The organism is Pseudomonas sp. NPDC096925, from assembly GCF_044762545.1.
Taxonomy (GTDB): Bacteria; Pseudomonadota; Gammaproteobacteria; order Pseudomonadales; family Pseudomonadaceae; genus Aquipseudomonas.
The window spans coordinates 71,215-86,899 of record NZ_JBIWEM010000003.1; the positions used below are offsets into that span (position 1 = coordinate 71,215).

Below are 15,685 nucleotides of genomic sequence, written 5' to 3' on the forward strand. Positions count from 1 at the left end.
TGGTGCCTCCAGGAAAGATCGGTCCGCCTCAGGAAAGGGAGTCCTGTACGTCCTTGTTGGCTGATGCCTTGTAGTAGCTGACGGTGAACAACGGTTCGCCCCCGGTGAGGGCTTCACCCAGGGCGGCCAGTGCCGTCGACGAGTTGACCTTGACCGTTTCGAGGGCGTAATGCAGCGCCTGCCTGGCCGGGTCGAGCCGGCCATTGCCGCAGATTGCCCCGGCAATGGCGCCGGTAACCACGCCAGCCTGGGTACTGCCGCAGGCGCGGGTGATGGTCAGCCCCACCATGGCCGGGCTCGGGTTCGCAGCAGCGCGGGCGGCCAGCTTGTAGCAGTTGCCCAGGTCATAGAAGGTTTCGCCAGCGGCTTCGCAGGCTTTTTCGGCTGCGTCGAGGGCGGCGCCTGCCAATTGCATGGCCTGGGCCTGGTTGCCGGCGCCGCGCACCCGTTGCGCGGCGGTCGCGGCCTGGGTGGCCAGGGCCGCTACACGTCCGGCGCCGTTGCTGAGGATGTCCCGTGCCCGGGTGGCCTGGTCGTTCGCGGTTTGCGCGGCGACGGTGTATTCGGATAGGGGCACGTAGCGGTTGACCAACTGGTAGGCCGTGCCCAACCCGTCGATACAGTCCGCCAGCGCAGCGAAGCCGGCCAGCGGACCGGGCACCGCCGCACTGGCGGTGGCGGCGGTTTGCGCGGCGCTGTCTACGCAACGGTAGACGTCGTCCATGGTGGCGGCGCGCTGGAGGGCACTGCGCTGCGCGTCGATCGCGTCCAGCCAGTCTTCCTGGTCGAGGGGTTGCACGCTCAGCCGGGCGAGGTACTCGCTATTGATTCCGCCGCTGGTCTTGCTGCGCAGTATCCACAAGGCGGTCGCCGCATCGCGCGCCTCGGTGGTGTTGGCCAGCGCCATGACCACATCCACCAGCGTGCCTTTGACCGCCGCTTCGGCAGCGGCCTTGGCGGCCACCGGGTTGGGCGTCAGGCCCACGGCCTTGGCGGCGATATCGGCAACCGCGAGCACCGCGCGCCAGGTGCTGGCCGGGAAGTTGCGGTTGGCGAAGGCCTGGGCCTCGCTGACCTTCACCAGCAGGTTGCCGGGCCGGTTGCTGGCATTCGGATCACCGGCAACGATGCCCAGGGTGACGAAGGCATTGCTCATGTTCTCGGCGCTGTCGAAGCCGGTGAAATAGGTGCGCCGTGGCCGTCCGGGCGAGGCCGGCGGCGGGGGCGGGGTGACGCCGTTGCCGCGGGGATAGCCGTTGAGCACGTCGACCGTGGCCGCAGCCGGGTGGCCGTGCTGGTTGCCCGTGCTATTGGAAACCATCACCGCCAGCGGACGCATGCGCTGGAGGAATTGTGCCGAGGTGGCGGTGTCGGCGCCATGGTGGCTGGCCTTGACTACCAGGACACGGCCTGCGGCATCGTCGTTGGGGTTGGCCAGTTGGGCGATCAGGGCTTCCTGGGGATCTTCTATATCGCCACCGATGTAGTAGCTGAACTCGCCGAAGCGTAGCAGGAAGGCCAGGCTGCAGGCGTTCTCCGCTTCGCTGACCCCCTGTGCGGCCTTGACGGGGGTGCCGTTGGGGCGCTGCACCCACTGGTTGCAGGCGATGCAGGTCAGGGTCGGTGCGCGGTCGCCGCTGAGCTGGAGGAGTTCTGCCTGAGGGCCGCTGAGCAGCCATTGCGGAGCCTGGTTGATCGCCTGGCAGACCTGGAAGGCCGTGGCACCGGCGGGAACCGCCGGGCTGCCGGTTTTGGACACCATGCTGGAGGTAATGCAGGGCTTCAGGTCTGCGGCCTGCACAGCGCGGGTCACGCGGTTGCGTTCGGGCTTGCAGTTGATCGAGGTGAGGTAGCGCAAGTACAGGTCGCTGGGCCCCTGGGCCGGCCAGCCACGGTCGTAGACACGCGCCGTGTCAAAGGTGGTCACCGCCTTCGCGAGCAATGCTGCCACCCCGCCCAGGTGGTCGCCGTCGTAGTGGGTGACGACCACGGCATCGACCTTGGCCAGCCCGGCCTTCTCGGTGATGTAGCTGTATACGTGGGGCTCGGCGTCCTTGCGCCCGCCGTCGATCAGCACCGCACGGACCCGCTGGCCCTCGGCATTTTCCGGGTTTTTCGCGACGATCAGAGTCGCGTCGCCGGCCTTCTTCACATCGATGTGGTGAATCTCCAGCGACCAGGCCATGGCTCAGGCGCTCGCGCGTGCGGCCACGGCGCCGCTCAGGGTGTCGATCAGCGCATCGATGCTAGACAGCGAATTGAGCTGTTCTACCGGCACCTTGATACGCAGTTCGCGCATGGCATCGGAGACGATGGTGATGATGTCCAGGCTGCTGGCACCGAGGTGGTCGAAGCGCAGCTGGGTATCGATCGGGCCGAGGTCGAGGAAGGCCAGGGCGGCCTCGGTATGGCGCAGGACCACTTCGCGAACCATCTCGTGGATATCGTGCATAGCGTCGCTCCTTGTCATGGCACCCAGTTCAGCCCACCGGTGAGGTGGATGGCCTGGCCGTTGATGAAAGCGGCCCCGTCGCAGGCCAGGTACAGGACGGCCTGGGCCACGTCGTCTGGCGTGCCGAGGCGGCCGCTCGGGCACTGCCCGAGCCAGTGTTCGAAGGTTTTGGGCGCCGCTGTCTCGCGGCTCATGTCGGTGTCCACCAGGCCCAGCACCAAGGCGTTGGCGGTGATGCCGCGGCGCCCGTATTCGCGCGCCAGGGTAGCGGCCATGGCGATCAGCCCGGCCTTGGACACGTTGTAGGCGATCTGCCCGCTCATGCCGTACGCGGCCACCGAGGAGAGCAGCACGATGCGCCCGCGGCGGCGGGCGATAAAGCCCGGCAGCAGGGTTCGGCACAGGCGGAAGTTGCCGTCCAGGTTGACTTCCATCACCGCCCGCCAGTCGGCGTCAGGCAGTGACACGGCCAGGCTTGGGCGGTTGATCGCGGCATTGCCCACGAGCACGTCGATGCCGTCCAGCAATTGGTCGGCCTCTTCGCAGACGGCATCGATGGCTGCGCCATCGGCCATGTCCAGACGCAGGGCCAGGCAACGCCGCTGCGGGGCTATTTCCTTCGCGTGGCGCTGCAGCGCGGTGGCGGCAGCGGCGTCCTGGTTCCAGGTGAAGGCGACATCATGGCCGGCCAGCAGCGCCTGTTCGACGATGCGTCGGCCGATGCCGCGGCTGCCGCCGGTGACAAGGAAATTCATGGACGGGGCTCCCAGCGACCCAGGATCGCCACACAGTTGTTGCCGCCGAAGCCGAACGCGTTCTTCAGCAGGTAGCGCACCGGATGCGCCACCGCGCCGGCGGCGCAGACATCGAAGTCGAGTTCCGGGTCGGGGTCGTCGATGTTGATGGTCGGGTGCAGCTGACCGGCGCGCATCTGCGCGATGGCCGCTACCAGCTCCACCAGCGGTGCCGACCAGCAGGTATGGCCGAGCATGGATTTCGGTGCATTGACCTTGAGCCGGTCCAGGTGCGCGCCGAACACCCGGCGGATCGAGCGGGCTTCGGTAAGGTCGCCCAGCGGCGTCGAGGTAGCGTGGGCACAGATGAAATCGATATCGCCGGGCTGCAGGCGGGCTTCGCGCAGGGCAGCCTGGATGGTGCGGGTCTGGCCATCTTCCTGCGGGCTTGGCTGGCGACTGGCATCGGAGCGGGCGGCCACGGCGAGGACTTCGCACAGCGGCTCGGCGCCGCGGGCCTGGGCGAGGTCGGCACGTTCGAGGACCAGGCAAGCGCCGCCGTGGGCCGGGACGAAGCCTTCGCGGCGGCGGTCGAAAGGCCGGCTTGCCTGTTCCGGGTGATCGTTGAAGGAGCGCTGGCTGACCGCCTGCATCAGGGCCAGGGCGTGCAGCTCCAGCGGCGAGTAATCGAGCACTGGAGCCAGCACCACGACCCGTTGGGCATCGCCGAAACGGATCTCATTGAACGCCGCGCGCAGCGCCAGGGCGCCGCTGGCGCAAGCCCCGCCGACGCTGTAGCCGGGGCCGCGGATGCCGAGGACTTCCGAAGCCACCGCGGCATGGTCGGTGTCCAGCCCGGCGAGGCCGAACTGAACGTCGATATGGTCGGGGTCCTGCTCGAACTGGCGGAAATTGTTGTAGTAATAGTTCTGGCCGATGTTGTGGCCGCCGACGATGATCGCGGTTTCGCCGTCATCACCCGCAGGCAGGTCGAACAGCCCGGCGTCCTGCCAGGCGCGCCCGGCCATCAGCACCGACAGCGCGGTGGACCAGGGCAGGCGGTTGCTCGCCCGGCGCAGGCGCAGGCGCGGTGCATCCGTGAGGCTGTCGGCCAGGGCGCAGAGGCGCGGGCGCGGATCGAAGCCTTCCAGGCTACCACCAACCTTGGTCGCGATCTGGCGGTCGAAGCTGCTCCAGCGACGAATGCCAGAGCGCCCGGCCAACAGGTTGTCGAGCAGGCTACCGGGGTCCTCGCCGAGGGCTGTAAGCACCGACATCCCTGTCACTACCACATGGGGCGTTTCAGACATGACATCCCTCCATCACTACCACGCTGCGCACAGCGCCGGCGACGCTGATACGCCCGCCGAAGATCGCCAGCATGCCGTTGTCGTCGAGCATTCCTACCTCGATGTCCATGATGTCGCCAGGGCGTACCTGGCCAAGAAACTGGGCGCCGAACACCCGCGTGGCGAGGATCTCCAGCGGTTGCGCCGGGCAGCCCCGGGCCATGTGCAGCAGGCACTGGCCGGCCTGGGCGATGGCTTCTCCCTGGAGCGCACCGGGGTAGATCGGGTTGCCGGGGAAATGCCCGCCGAGCACCGGATCCTCGGGATCGACGCGGCGTTGTGCGTGCAGCACATGGTTGTCCGGGTCCCAGGCCAGGACGCGGTCTATCAGCAGGAACGGCGACCGGTGTGGCAGCATCTGTTCCAGGGGCGGAAAGGCAACCGCGGCGGAGGATCCCGCCGTGGCTTGCAGCAGTGGACCACGACGCAGCCGAGCGAGTGCGGCTGCGACGTCCAGGGCGGCGCTGGTGCTGGCCATGTCAGGCCGCCCGGGCCTTAGTCACGGCCACGGCGTTGTCCAGCACCCATTGCAGGGCGGCGTCGGCTTCCACCTTGGGCACCGCAGCCACCGCGCAGGAGGCTGCGTTGCGGCAGGCAATGCCGTAGTGCTCGTAGCCGGCGAACCACACAGCTTCATAGGCGGCGACGGTGTGTAGCGGCGTACCGCTACTGCCACTGCGCAACCCCTGGCTAAGGGGCTCCATCAACGCCTTGACCGCACCGCGATAGCCCTCGACCTGTTGCCGGATATTGGCGTTGAGGGCAACGCCACGTGGCAGACTGCGGGTCTCCACCAAGGCTTGTTCATAGGCGTTGATAGTGCTGCTTACGAAGTGGTTGCTTCCTACTACCGGGGCGCTGCTGGCTGCGTGTTTGGCGAAAGCCAGCGACAGTTCGCGGAATTCCGTTTCGCTGAAGAACTCGTCCTGCAGGGCGAGATACACCTTCACCGGCAGCGGGATCGGCAGAGTCGCCAGGATCTCCAGGGGCAGTTCGGTGGCACTGTACTGGGCGAACATCTCGCGGATCTTCGCCTCGGGGAAATCGTCGCAACGGGCAAGCTGGATCACCCGGTCCACGGACATTGTGTAGCTCATGACGGGCTTCCTCTCAGGTGTTGGACAGGGTGTAGGCGACGGTGATGGTGTCGCCGGCTGTGGGGAAGGTCTTGTTGTAGTTGTATGACGAAGCTGTGCCGCCGACGCCGAGGATGTTCGCGGAGTTGGTACCGTTCATGTTGAACTGCAGGATGAACTGGGTGCCATCGTCGGCCTGGTAGGTGACCTTGCCGTCCGGCGTCTGGCCGTTGGCGACAAACACGGTGGTCGCATTGCTGCCGGCCGCCACCGAGGTCGGCGGGGTGGTCGTCCAGTTGGCGCCGTTGAGGCTGTACTGGGTGCTGACCAGCACCAGCCGTTGCGAGGTGGTGAGGGTACCGGTGCAGGTACGGTTGGGGGTTGGACTGCTGCCGCCGCCACTACTCATAAGCGTTCTCCATGATGGCTTTGCCGTGTGGGTGGGTCAGGATGCCGCGGCCAGAAGCGTGCCGGACAGGAAGCCCGCAGAAACACGGCTGACCGTGTTCGGCAGGGCGGAAAGAGTGGTGGCGGCGCTGGGCCAGTTCACGGCATTGCGCGTCGCGCCCATCGGCCCCTTGGCCGTGGCGGCAGCGAGGAACACATAGGCCTCGTCGCGGACCGCGCAGTTGAGATCGAGGGCTGGGGTCAGGCCGTTGCTGGCGACGTTCTCCACCCCTTGCCAGGCGCGGGCGGCGTTGACCTTGGCATGCTTGAGAGTGCTGCCCTGGGCGGCGAAGAGGTGAACGAACTGGCCCTGCACTGCGGCGCCGGCGCTGATGCAGTCGATCGTCGAGCCGGCGTCAAGGCCTAGGCGCGTGCTGACCTCGCTCCAACCGCTGTCCCAGACCTGGGCGCCATTGCGTACGCTGAGCCAGATGCCTTTGCTGCCGGAGGCAAAGACGAACAGCTGGCCGTTGATGACCGCGCAGGCCACCCGAGTGCAGCCGGCCGGCAGGCCGCTTGAGGGAATCGCGCTGAAGCCGCTCCACGCCGCACCGGCCGCCTGGCTGGCCAGCCATACCTGGTTGCCGGACAGGGCCGCGACCACTACCACGCTGCCGGCCAGGGTGGCGGCGATGTCGCCGACCTGGCCGACGTTGGCGGTGCTCAGGGGCATTGGTTGCTGGCTTTCCCAGTTGCCGACCACGGTGGCCGAGTTGTGCCCGATGACTCCGTTGGCCAAGGTGAAGACGAAGAGCCGGCTGGCCAGGCTGGTGGTGGCCAGCGCCTGGATCGGCGAAGGCTGCACCGGCGGTGATACGGCCTTCACGGCCGACCAGGTGCCGACGCCGTTCTGGCTGGCCAGCCAGGACAGTCCGGTGGTTTGGTGGTAGGGCGCGAAAGCCTTCAGCAACTCGTGGTAGCAGACCAGGCAGAAGCCGGCGGCGGGATCGCGCATCAGGCAGTTCTGGCTGGGCCGGTAGATGCCCTTGAGGTAATTGCCGCCGCCTTCGAAGGCGCCGATCATCCAAGGTTGCCAGCCGCTGGCCGACACATCGGAGGGCAGGGCACTGAAGCCGGGCGTCAGATACTGCTTCCACTTCAGCGAGGCGGCGTTGAGGTTGGTGGTGAGGTTGGGGCTGCTGGGCTCGATGTCCGGGTAGCTGCCGGACTGGGTGGAGTACTCGACGCCGAGTCCGGCCACCAGTTGGGCGATGGCCCGGGCCAGCAGGGCAACGTTGCCGCTGTCCAGGGTCAGGGTGCACAGGCTGCCGCCGAAGCTGCCGCCGGCGCTGCTGGTGTTGGCGATGACCACGGCCAGGTGCCAGGTAAGGCCGGCGGCGCTCAGGGCAGCGCTGACTTTCGTCGGGTCGGCGCTCAGGTTGCTGGCCGAGGCGCCGCAGCTGGCAGTGCCCAAGGCGCTGTTCGGCGACAGACCGGACTGGCTGGAAACGGTGTCGAGCTGGTAGACGTTGATAGCGTCCTGCAGGCGCCAGGAAATCGGCACGATGCCGTTGAGGCCGCTGATCAGCGTGGTGACGGCCTGGTGGAAGGCCTCGAGTTGGCTGGAGGTGAAGCCGTCGCCGGTGATGGCGATGAGAAAGCGTTTTCCGTCGATACCGTTGTCGACGATTTTCGAGCACGAAGCAGCAGCATCCATCAGAAAAGCCCTCATCCCTAAGGTCAAAATTCTTACTGGAAAACGCAAACTGATCTTACTTCACTCGTGGCATATTGCTATAGGTTTTTCCTGGTCGTCAATACGTAAGCGTAAGATGAATCCCCGATCCTCCCCAAATCCAGTCCCTCGAAGACATGGTGCTGATGGATGATGCCGAGCTGGGCATGATCAGCTGATTTCACGTTATTGATGGGGGCACACGAAGCGTGCCGCTCTTTGCAATGGGAAGGCGGGCGTCCTGTTCGATTCTTTCTGCGCCCTGGCGTAATTCCGAGATATCGCGCTTTGGCGGCGTGCCGAATTGTCGCCCATATTCGCGACTGAACTGCGAGGGGCTTTCATAGCCAACCTTGAAGGCTGCAGTGGCGGCGTCCAGGTGTTCATTGAGCATCAGCCGTTTTGCCTCGTTCAACCTCAACCATTTCTGATACTGCAGCGGGCTCATCGCGGTGAGCTGGCGGAAGTGCTGATGGAAGGTCGAGAGCCCCATCTGCACCCGAGAGGCCAACTCATCTACCCGCAGCGGCGCGGCGTAGTTCAGCTTCAGCCAGTCGATGGCCTTGGCGATTCGATGCCCCTTGCTACCGATGGAGGCGATGGACCGGAGCAGGGGGGCCTGGTCGCTCAGCAGCAACCGATAGTGGATTTCTCGCTGAATCAGGGGCCAGAGCACGGGTATCGCATCAGGTTCCTCCAAAAGCTCGATCAGTCGGCTGAAGCTCTCCAGCAGCTTCGGGCCCAGCACACCGACGCCGGCGCTTGTGTGCACAGACTCACCGCTCACCGTAAGACGGCCATCTTGCGCGATCAACTCTGCCAGTGTGCGCAGGTCGAGCTTGAACACCAGGCCCAGGCACGGTGCACCTTCGCTGGCCATCGTCACTGCCGAATGGGCAGGGATGTTCAGCGAGGTGACCAGGAAGCGGGTCGTGTCATAGGGGAACACGTCGCTGCCGATTACCATTTCCTTGGCGCCCTGCACGACCAGCACGATGCTCGGCTCGACGATGCAGGTGATCGGTGGGGCTGGTGTGTTACGCCGGTAGACGCTGAGGTCTGCGATGCGTGTCGCGAAATCGCCAGCCGTTGGCGCGTGGGCGCCGATGACCTTGCATAGCGTGGCCATCGGGTGCGTGAGCAAGGGCGGTTGTGTGGTGGCGGACATAGGAAGCCTCCGATCATCTTGTGGAAAACACTACTCGCGCGTCCGTTCAGGTGTCCATGCCCGGGCGGCATGGTCTGGAGATTCAGGCAAGAAAACCACTCGTTTGATCTACTGATACGCCGTTTTAACCGCGGAAGATGGGCGGCAGGCGAGGTGGCCAGAGTGCTTTGCAGCGACTGCCCCTCGCACCACTTCCATTTCGAGCAGACAGGAAAATGTGCATGAAGTCTTTGTTCGTTGCGTTTGCCCTGATGGCCAGTTCATTCACTGCGGGAGCCGCCGATATGTCCCATGGGGCCAACAATTTCTACAAGAGTGAGCAGGTATCACTCGAACGCGTTTCCTTCAAGAACCAGTTTCAGTTGAACACGGTCGGAAACCTGTTCGTTCCCAAGAACCTGAGCCGCAATACCCGTTATCCCGCCATTATCGTCGGCCACCCGATGGGGGCGGTGAAGGAACAAAGCTCGAATCTCTACGCCCAGAAACTGGCAGAGCAGGGGTTCGTCACCCTGGCTATCGACTTGTCGTTCTGGGGCGAAAGCGAGGGGCGTCCGCGCAACCTGGTATCGCCGGACATCTACGCGGAAGACTTCAGTGCGGCGGTCGACTATCTCGGTGCCCAAGCCTTCGTCGATCGCAACCGTATCGGTGTGCTGGGCATTTGCGGCAGCGGCAGTTTCGCTATCAGCGCAGCCAAGATCGACCCTCGAATGAAAGCCATTGCCACGGTCAGCATGTATGACATGGGCGCCGCCAATCGCAATGGACTCAAGCATGGTGTAACGCTGGAGCAGCGCAAACAGGCTATAGCCGAAGCGGCTGCACAGCGGGATGTGGAGTTTGCCGGCGGGGATACCAGGTACACCAGCGGCACGGTTGATCGGCTGACCGAGCATTCCAACGCCATCGAGCGGGAGTTCTACGATTTTTACCGTACACCTCGGGGTGAGTTCACTCCCAAGGGCCTGCCGCCACTGCTGACAACGCACCCAACCCTGACCAGCAACGTCAGGTTCATGAACTTCTACCCGTTCAATGATATCGAGACGATTTCGCCACGCCCGATGCTGTTCATCGCAGGAGAGAACGCGCACTCGCGTGAGTTCAGCGAAGAGGCGTATCGCCTTGCCGGCGAACCCAAGGCGCTGGTGATCGTGCCTGGCGCCGGTCATGTCGACCTCTATGATCGCGTCGAATTGATTCCCTTTGGCAAGCTGACCGCTTTCTTCCGCGAAAACCTCAAGTAACCCCTGCTTTCAGCCCGGCAGGCTCGGCTTGGGCATCTGCTTTTCTGTAACTTGCGCCACGAGAACCACCATGACCAGCTCAGCGATACCTCTTCAACATTCAAGCAGACAGGTCTGGGGCGCCGTCCTGGCGATGTCACTCTGTGCCTTTGCCCTGGTGGCGTCCGAATTTCTGCCGGTGAGCTTGCTTACGCCACTTGCCACTGATTTGTCGCTTACTGAAGGCCAGGCCGGTCAAGCCATTTCGATCTCGGGCTTCTTCGCCGTAGTCACCAGTTTGTTGCTGTCCACCCTGACGCAGGGGACTGATCGAAAGCCCGTCCTGTTGGGCACCACGGCGTTAATGCTGGTTTCCGGCGCAATGGTGGCGTTTGCCCCGAATTACATGACCTTGATGATGGGGCGGGCCGTGCTTGGGATCGCCATTGGTGGCTATTGGTCGATGTCCACCGCAGTGATGATGCGTATCGCGCCTGAAGCCCTCGTTCCCAAAGCCATTGCCGTGATGCAGGGCGGTACTGCGCTGGCCACGGCAATCGCGGCCCCGGTCGGCAGTTACCTGGGCGGCCTGATCGGCTGGAGAGGGGCATTCCTCTGTGTCGTACCTTTGGCTGCAATTGCGTTGATCTGGCAAGCCTTCACGCTGCCGGCAATGCCTGGCGAGCGCGGTACGGTTTCGGTGACCGGCCCCCTGCGTTTGCTGGGAGACAGCAAGGTTGCGCTTGGCATGGCTGCAGTCGCATTCCTCTTCATGGGGCAGTTCACGCTGTTTACCTACCTTCGCCCGTTCCTGGAAACCGTGACACACGTGGACGTGCCCACGCTGTCGCTGCTGCTGCTGATCATTGGTGTGGCGGGACTGGTGGGAACGATGATGGTTGGTTCGCTCGTAAGCCGGCATCTGTTCAGAGTGCTGCCAGGTATTCCCCTGCTGATGGCCGTCGTCGCATTCGCTGTGATTTCGACTGGTTCATGGATTGTCCCGACGGCGGTGCTGCTTGGTGGCTGGGGCTTGATTGCCACTTGTGCGCCAGTGGGTTGGTTCACCTGGCTAGCCAGGATGCTGCCCGAGGACGCCGAGGCCGGCGGAGGCCTGATGGTCGCGGTGATACAGCTGGCGATAACGGTAGGTGCGACTTCGGGTGGGGTGCTTTATGACGGTGTTGGGTACCAGGCGACCTTCATCGCCAGTGGAATGATGCTCTTGGTAGCGACTGCCTTGACCATGAGGGTAGGGCGGCATCGATAGAGTACAAATGTGCTCCCTAAATGAGCAAAGGCTCAGTTTGAATGGACGCTTGTCGCTGCCAGGCCTGCGGCGACATCCCCTCGGCCTTCACGAATGTGCGACAAAAGTGGGACTGATCGCAGAAGCCGCACTCCAGTGCGATTTCGGCGAGCATCATTCCCGAGCTCCCCAGTAGTTCCTTGCTTTTGCGCAACCGTTGTTCACGCATCCACTGTTGCGGGGGCACCTGCAGGGTATCCCTGAACATTCGTGTGAAATGGCTACGCGACAGCGAGCAGGCTTGGGCGAGTTCCGTAACCGTTATGCCGGTGTCCAGGTTCTCCAGCATCAACCGCTTGGCAGTCGTGACCTGCCAGGGCTTGAGGAGCCCGGTTGTTTTCAGTGCGACAGTCGCCAGCACAGTGCAGTGATCACTGTTCATACAAATCCATTCATCAATGAAGTGGGCACGCACGTTTCGAGTGGGCAGAGCAGGCCACTGCAGCCTCGGCGCGGGCTACAGACGATAAACGCTCGATTCGATGGCCTGGCTCAGCCAGCCGGCGTACCCATCAGCGGGTCAATGAACAGCCCCTGGAGGCAGGGGCTGGCAATGGTCAGACAGTGGCAGCAACCGGGGCCAGGGTTGGGCCGTGCTGAACGCGCTCGGGTGCTTTGTGCACCATGGTGTAGGCATAGTCGACACCCATGCCGTAGGCGCCGGAGTGTTCTTTCACCAGCTCCATGACGGCATCGTAGGTATCGCGGTTTTTCCAGTCGCGCTGCCACTCCAGCAGCACTTGCTGCCAGGTCACCGGAATTACGCCTGCCTGGATCATGCGCTGCATGGCGTAGTCGTGGGCTTCCTTGGTGGTGCCACCGGAGGCGTCAGCAACCATGTAGATTTCATAGCCGGCATCGTTCATCGCCGACAGCGCGAAGGTGGTGTTGCACACCTCCGTCCACAGGCCGGATACGATGACCTTGTTGCGACCGTTTTTCTTCAGCGCGTCTCGCACCTTCTGGTCATCCCAGGAGTTCATGGAGGTTCGCTCCAGCAGCGGAGCGTCGGGGAAGACGGCGAGCAGCTCGGGGTAGGTGTGCCCAGAGAAGCTTTCAGTCTCGACCGTCGTGATGATGGTGGGCACATTGAAGATCCTGGCCGCCTTGGCCAGGCCTACGGTGTTGTTTTTCAGCGTCTGGCGATCAATGCTCTGAACGCCGAAGGCCATCTGTGGCTGCTGATCGATGAAGATCAGTTGGCTGTTGAACGGGGTCAGGACTTCAGTTTTTGGATTGTTCATTTTGGTTCCCTGTCAGCTGGATGATGGTCATCGCACAAGTCACGGCGCCTGCCTTCTGCAGACTGTGCTGAGGCACTGGATGACGTCCTCAGTGATGCCCGTTGCTTGAGTCCGAGCAAAGATTAGCGAATCGCAGTGCGAAGCGGTGGCGCACTTCTGCGCTTTCAGAAGCGCATTAATGCGCCATGCGCTCGTTCATCCTGCTGCTAGGATTCGCACGCAAACGCGGATCTACCTGATCCGGTTTGCGCCAGGAGAAAGCGATGGCAGCTTCACAACCACTCAACAAACAAACCGCCTATTGGGGCGTTCCGTGGGAGAAGGCTTACGGGTATACGCAGGCACGGCGGGTAGGGAACGAGATCTACGTATCGGGCCAGTTCAATCATGACGAAGAAGGGAACCTGGTCGCGCCGGCCCCCTTGGATCGTGACGGCAGGCCCTGTGATTTCTCTTCGATGGGGGACCAGATGCGCGCCTGCTACGACAATATCGCCAAGCTGCTCGCGCTGTACGGAGCGACACTTGAAGATGTTGTCGAAGAGACGCTCTACGTACTGGACATGGACGCGGCCTTTGCCGTGGTCGGCACGGTGCGCAAGGCCGCTTACGGTACAGAACGGCCTCAATGCGCCAGTAACATCATCGGCGTCTCGAGGCTTGCCCAGCGCCCACAGCTGATCGAAATCGCCTGCAAAGCGGTACTTGGCTCACGCGCTGAGTGACCTGCACTCCCGGTTTCGCGCTACGTGACCGGGAGTACCAATTGGCCCTCGATCAACGGCTTCTGGTTGGCAACGGCCGCTGCACAGAACGTCATGAATGCCTTGACCCGCCACGATTTGCGGATGTCCTGGTGCGTCAGCAGCCACAGCTCATCCTGCAGCTCCGGTACCACCGGGCCGACCCGTTCAAGCCCAGGCGTGATATCACCCAACATGCAGGGTAAAAAACCCACCCCCAGGCCTGCCGCGATTGCAGCACTCGCCGCCGCAACCGAGTCGGTACGGTACGAGATGCACTCGGCAGCGACCCTGTTTTCGACATAGCTGGTTGCCTTGAGCCCGCGTAGCGCTGCGGAATAGGAAACCCAGGCCTGGCCTTCAGTGAACAGAGGAGCAGGCGTTAAATGGTGGCTACTACCGTAAGGAGCCCAGGCGATTGTGGCCAGTTTGCGACCTACCAGGCTTTCGGCGGGTTTCCTGGTCGCTCGAACCGCAATATCCGATTCGTCTCGTGCAAGGCTCAGTGATTCGTTGCCCACCAGCACCTCAATCGTGATGCCTTCATTGAGGGCCTTGAAGTCCGCGATGATGGGGGTGAGGAAGTAGAGAAGCAGTGAGTCGCTGGTGGTGATACGAAGCTTGCCGAGTGGCCCCTGGCCGGCACGCGAGACACGCCGTGTCACGCTGACGATGTCCAGCTCCACGCGCTCGGCGAGTGCACGTAATTCCGCGCCCTCGATGGTGAGCAGGTAGCCTGATTTGCGGTGATCGAACAAGGCTACGCCAAGTGTCTTTTCAACCTGGGAGACCCTGCGGGAAACGGTGGACACGTTGATGCCGAGCTTCTTGGCCGTGGCAGCGCGATTGCCACACTCACTGAGCGTTTTGATGATCCGCAGGTCGTCCCATGAGAGCTGGTTGGCAGCCTCACTCGCGTTCCATTTCACGTCCTTGGGGGCAGCGGGGGCAGTTGGGACATTTCCAGGTAACGACTTCACGAAATCCGTTCCAAATCAGATTGCAACGATCATACGAGAAGGGGCTGCGTGAACCAAGCATGAGCATGAAGCGGAATGAGGGGCTTCGGTCGTCCCTTCATGCACACATCAGCACTTGTCGGCGTTATCCTGAATAGTGAGCCCGGGAGCCTTTGGGGACCTACCATGCGCAAGCTGACACTGTTGTTCGCGATCGCTGCATTTGCGGGTTGCCAGGCGCCGATGCCCACTGCCAACCCACAGATGGCCTGGGTCGATCTTTCGATGCCATTCCCGAATGACCGTGTGCTGATAGCCGAACGCCTGGATAAACAACGCCTGCGCGACGGTCGCTTCTTCGAGGTCAGCCCCGGCAGCCATGAATTGGTCGTCAGGTTCGACTACGAAGTCAATGGTGGCGGCGGCATCAGCCTGATGGGGGGCAGCACGGTGAGGCAATGCTACCTGACCATCGACTACGCGCATTTCAAGGCAGGGCAGCGCTATGTACTCGAGGCCCGCTCCATGGCCATGACACCAGAGGCGAGGCTCTATGATGCGAAGGGAGAGATTGTGGCGCAGGTCACGGAACTCTATTGCCTGATGTGATGGGGCTGCATACATCAATACCACGCTTCGCGGGCAACCCCACACCTCATGCCGGCCTGGTGGAGTGACGGCGTCCTGGATGACAACTTGTCTCGAAAAATCAGAATTTTTCGCTTTCTTGTAGGGCATTTCCCAAAGATACTGTTGCCGCCTATTTTCCGTTGCGGGTGCCCTGGCAGGGCTCTAGTCTGGGCCTGTCGCTGCTCATCAGTGACACGGCTTTGACAGGCCGCAACGGTTTAAGCATTCGGCTTTCCTTTTATGGTGGCTGTGCGTGGGGCACGCTTGCGTGCGCCGGAACTTGCTTATTCCGCCGGTCTGTCAACCTACGTACAGCTGCCACCCTTCTGTTTGACAGCAGTCAGGTGGCGCACTCATAAAGGTAATAAGCAATTGACTACTGACGAATCGAACGAGAAAACCACCGTAGGCAAGACCACGTTCTACCAAGGTGAAAACCAGACCCATCCGCTGTTTCGCATCGAGGCCGGCATTCCTTGCAAGAGCGCTCGGGAGCAGGCTTCGGAATTGATGGGGTACGTGAGGGAACTGACGATTGTCGGATTGATAGACGAAAAGCCGATGATGATCTGGGCTGCGCATTACCTGAGCGCATTGGCCAAGGCGCTGATGGACGATGCCGAGCTGGGTATGATGCGCTGAGTTCATTCCACCCGTGGCGGTCCGCGAA

The 15,685-nt window shown here is 62.8% G+C and carries 17 protein-coding genes; 5 read left to right on the plus strand and 12 right to left on the minus strand.

The annotated features are described in order from the left end of the window. Positions 1 to 28: 28 nt before the first annotated feature. The 9 genes from ACIQYU_RS10890 to ACIQYU_RS10930 form a co-directional block, all read right to left on the minus strand. Positions 29 to 2,185, minus strand: a complete 2,157-nt coding sequence (locus tag ACIQYU_RS10890; RefSeq protein ID WP_402799620.1) for a ComEC/Rec2 family competence protein — start codon at positions 2,183 to 2,185, stop codon at positions 29 to 31. Between the two features lie 3 nt (positions 2,186 to 2,188). Continuing rightward, complete coding sequence (locus ACIQYU_RS10895) at positions 2,189 to 2,452, minus strand: acyl carrier protein (RefSeq protein ID WP_172827549.1); 264 nt, start codon at positions 2,450 to 2,452, stop codon at positions 2,189 to 2,191. A 14-nt stretch (positions 2,453 to 2,466) separates the two neighbouring features. Continuing rightward, positions 2,467 to 3,207 carry an SDR family NAD(P)-dependent oxidoreductase gene (locus tag ACIQYU_RS10900; RefSeq protein ID WP_063914709.1) on the minus strand — a complete coding sequence of 247 codons (741 nt, stop codon included), beginning with the start codon at positions 3,205 to 3,207 and terminating at the stop codon, positions 2,467 to 2,469. Further along, positions 3,204 to 4,496 carry a beta-ketoacyl-[acyl-carrier-protein] synthase family protein gene (locus tag ACIQYU_RS10905; RefSeq protein WP_402799623.1) on the minus strand — a complete coding sequence of 431 codons (1,293 nt, stop codon included), beginning with the start codon at positions 4,494 to 4,496 and terminating at the stop codon, positions 3,204 to 3,206. The genes ACIQYU_RS10900 and ACIQYU_RS10905 overlap by 4 nt, the downstream gene beginning before the upstream one ends. Then, positions 4,489 to 5,013, minus strand: coding sequence for a 3-hydroxyacyl-ACP dehydratase FabZ family protein (locus tag ACIQYU_RS10910; protein WP_207832050.1), 525 nt, complete (start codon positions 5,011 to 5,013; stop codon positions 4,489 to 4,491). Before ACIQYU_RS10910 ends, ACIQYU_RS10905 begins: the two co-directional genes overlap by 8 nt. 1 nt (position 5,014) lies before the next feature. Continuing rightward, a complete protein-coding gene (locus tag ACIQYU_RS10915; protein WP_402799626.1) occupies positions 5,015 to 5,632 on the minus strand; it encodes a hypothetical protein in 618 nt (205 codons plus the stop codon). A gap of 13 nt (positions 5,633 to 5,645) precedes the next feature. Next, positions 5,646 to 6,020, minus strand: coding sequence for a hypothetical protein (locus ACIQYU_RS10920; protein ID WP_207832046.1), 375 nt, complete (start codon positions 6,018 to 6,020; stop codon positions 5,646 to 5,648). Positions 6,021 to 6,056: 36 nt separating this feature from the next. Continuing rightward, positions 6,057 to 7,715, minus strand: a complete 1,659-nt coding sequence (locus ACIQYU_RS10925; protein WP_402799630.1) for a M64 family metallopeptidase — start codon at positions 7,713 to 7,715, stop codon at positions 6,057 to 6,059. A gap of 199 nt (positions 7,716 to 7,914) precedes the next feature. Further along, positions 7,915 to 8,901, minus strand: coding sequence for an AraC family transcriptional regulator (locus ACIQYU_RS10930; protein ID WP_233687832.1), 987 nt, complete (start codon positions 8,899 to 8,901; stop codon positions 7,915 to 7,917). Between the two features lie 221 nt (positions 8,902 to 9,122). On the opposite strand from ACIQYU_RS10930, the gene ACIQYU_RS10935 reads away from it, so the two are divergent. Both ACIQYU_RS10935 and ACIQYU_RS10940 read left to right on the plus strand, forming a co-directional pair. Further along, complete coding sequence (locus tag ACIQYU_RS10935; RefSeq protein ID WP_233694528.1) at positions 9,123 to 10,151, plus strand: alpha/beta hydrolase; 1,029 nt, start codon at positions 9,123 to 9,125, stop codon at positions 10,149 to 10,151. Positions 10,152 to 10,221: 70 nt separating this feature from the next. Further along, entirely contained in the window at positions 10,222 to 11,400 is a 1,179-nt protein-coding gene (locus tag ACIQYU_RS10940) for an MFS transporter (RefSeq protein ID WP_402799634.1), read from the plus strand. A gap of 16 nt (positions 11,401 to 11,416) precedes the next feature. Here the strand turns inward: ACIQYU_RS10940 and ACIQYU_RS10945 are convergent, their stop codons facing one another. Together ACIQYU_RS10945 and ACIQYU_RS10950 are read right to left on the minus strand one after the other, a co-directional pair. Beyond that, positions 11,417 to 11,821, minus strand: coding sequence for a helix-turn-helix domain-containing protein (locus ACIQYU_RS10945; protein WP_233687830.1), 405 nt, complete (start codon positions 11,819 to 11,821; stop codon positions 11,417 to 11,419). Between the two features lie 175 nt (positions 11,822 to 11,996). After that, a complete protein-coding gene (locus ACIQYU_RS10950) occupies positions 11,997 to 12,683 on the minus strand; it encodes a hydrolase (RefSeq protein ID WP_063914701.1) in 687 nt (228 codons plus the stop codon). A 263-nt stretch (positions 12,684 to 12,946) separates the two neighbouring features. On the opposite strand from ACIQYU_RS10950, the gene ACIQYU_RS10955 reads away from it, so the two are divergent. Then, a complete protein-coding gene (locus ACIQYU_RS10955) occupies positions 12,947 to 13,408 on the plus strand; it encodes a RidA family protein (protein ID WP_284384146.1) in 462 nt (153 codons plus the stop codon). Between the two features lie 20 nt (positions 13,409 to 13,428). Here the strand turns inward: ACIQYU_RS10955 and ACIQYU_RS10960 are convergent, their stop codons facing one another. After that, positions 13,429 to 14,406, minus strand: a complete 978-nt coding sequence (locus ACIQYU_RS10960; protein WP_402799640.1) for a LysR family transcriptional regulator — start codon at positions 14,404 to 14,406, stop codon at positions 13,429 to 13,431. A gap of 165 nt (positions 14,407 to 14,571) precedes the next feature. Between ACIQYU_RS10960 and ACIQYU_RS10965 the strand changes: the two genes are divergently transcribed. Both ACIQYU_RS10965 and ACIQYU_RS10970 read left to right on the plus strand, forming a co-directional pair. Then, positions 14,572 to 14,994 carry a hypothetical protein gene (locus ACIQYU_RS10965; protein ID WP_402799643.1) on the plus strand — a complete coding sequence of 141 codons (423 nt, stop codon included), beginning with the start codon at positions 14,572 to 14,574 and terminating at the stop codon, positions 14,992 to 14,994. Positions 14,995 to 15,387: 393 nt separating this feature from the next. Then, positions 15,388 to 15,657: a DUF3077 domain-containing protein gene (locus tag ACIQYU_RS10970; RefSeq protein WP_402799646.1), complete on the plus strand. Its 270-nt coding sequence runs from the start codon at positions 15,388 to 15,390 to the stop codon at positions 15,655 to 15,657. Positions 15,658 to 15,685 lie beyond the last annotated feature (28 nt).

Excerpts from the sequence above, each read along its gene's own strand:
- ACIQYU_RS10890 (WP_402799620.1), bottom strand. The coding sequence starts at position 2,185 with ATGGCCTGGTCGCTGGAGATTCACCACATCGATGTGAAGAAGGCCGGC.
- ACIQYU_RS10895 (WP_172827549.1), bottom strand. The coding sequence starts at position 2,452 with ATGCACGATATCCACGAGATGGTTCGCGAAGTGGTCCTGCGCCATACC.
- ACIQYU_RS10900 (WP_063914709.1), bottom strand. The coding sequence starts at position 3,207 with ATGAATTTCCTTGTCACCGGCGGCAGCCGCGGCATCGGCCGACGCATC.
- ACIQYU_RS10905 (WP_402799623.1), bottom strand. The coding sequence starts at position 4,496 with ATGTCTGAAACGCCCCATGTGGTAGTGACAGGGATGTCGGTGCTTACA.
- ACIQYU_RS10910 (WP_207832050.1), bottom strand. The coding sequence starts at position 5,013 with ATGGCCAGCACCAGCGCCGCCCTGGACGTCGCAGCCGCACTCGCTCGG.
- ACIQYU_RS10915 (WP_402799626.1), bottom strand. The coding sequence starts at position 5,632 with ATGAGCTACACAATGTCCGTGGACCGGGTGATCCAGCTTGCCCGTTGC.
- ACIQYU_RS10920 (WP_207832046.1), bottom strand. The coding sequence starts at position 6,020 with ATGAGTAGTGGCGGCGGCAGCAGTCCAACCCCCAACCGTACCTGCACC.
- ACIQYU_RS10925 (WP_402799630.1), bottom strand. The coding sequence starts at position 7,715 with ATGGATGCTGCTGCTTCGTGCTCGAAAATCGTCGACAACGGTATCGAC.
- ACIQYU_RS10930 (WP_233687832.1), bottom strand. The coding sequence starts at position 8,901 with ATGTCCGCCACCACACAACCGCCCTTGCTCACGCACCCGATGGCCACG.
- ACIQYU_RS10935 (WP_233694528.1), top strand. The coding sequence starts at position 9,123 with ATGAAGTCTTTGTTCGTTGCGTTTGCCCTGATGGCCAGTTCATTCACT.
- ACIQYU_RS10940 (WP_402799634.1), top strand. The coding sequence starts at position 10,222 with ATGACCAGCTCAGCGATACCTCTTCAACATTCAAGCAGACAGGTCTGG.
- ACIQYU_RS10945 (WP_233687830.1), bottom strand. The coding sequence starts at position 11,821 with ATGAACAGTGATCACTGCACTGTGCTGGCGACTGTCGCACTGAAAACA.
- ACIQYU_RS10950 (WP_063914701.1), bottom strand. The coding sequence starts at position 12,683 with ATGAACAATCCAAAAACTGAAGTCCTGACCCCGTTCAACAGCCAACTG.
- ACIQYU_RS10955 (WP_284384146.1), top strand. The coding sequence starts at position 12,947 with ATGGCAGCTTCACAACCACTCAACAAACAAACCGCCTATTGGGGCGTT.
- ACIQYU_RS10965 (WP_402799643.1), top strand. The coding sequence starts at position 14,572 with ATGCGCAAGCTGACACTGTTGTTCGCGATCGCTGCATTTGCGGGTTGC.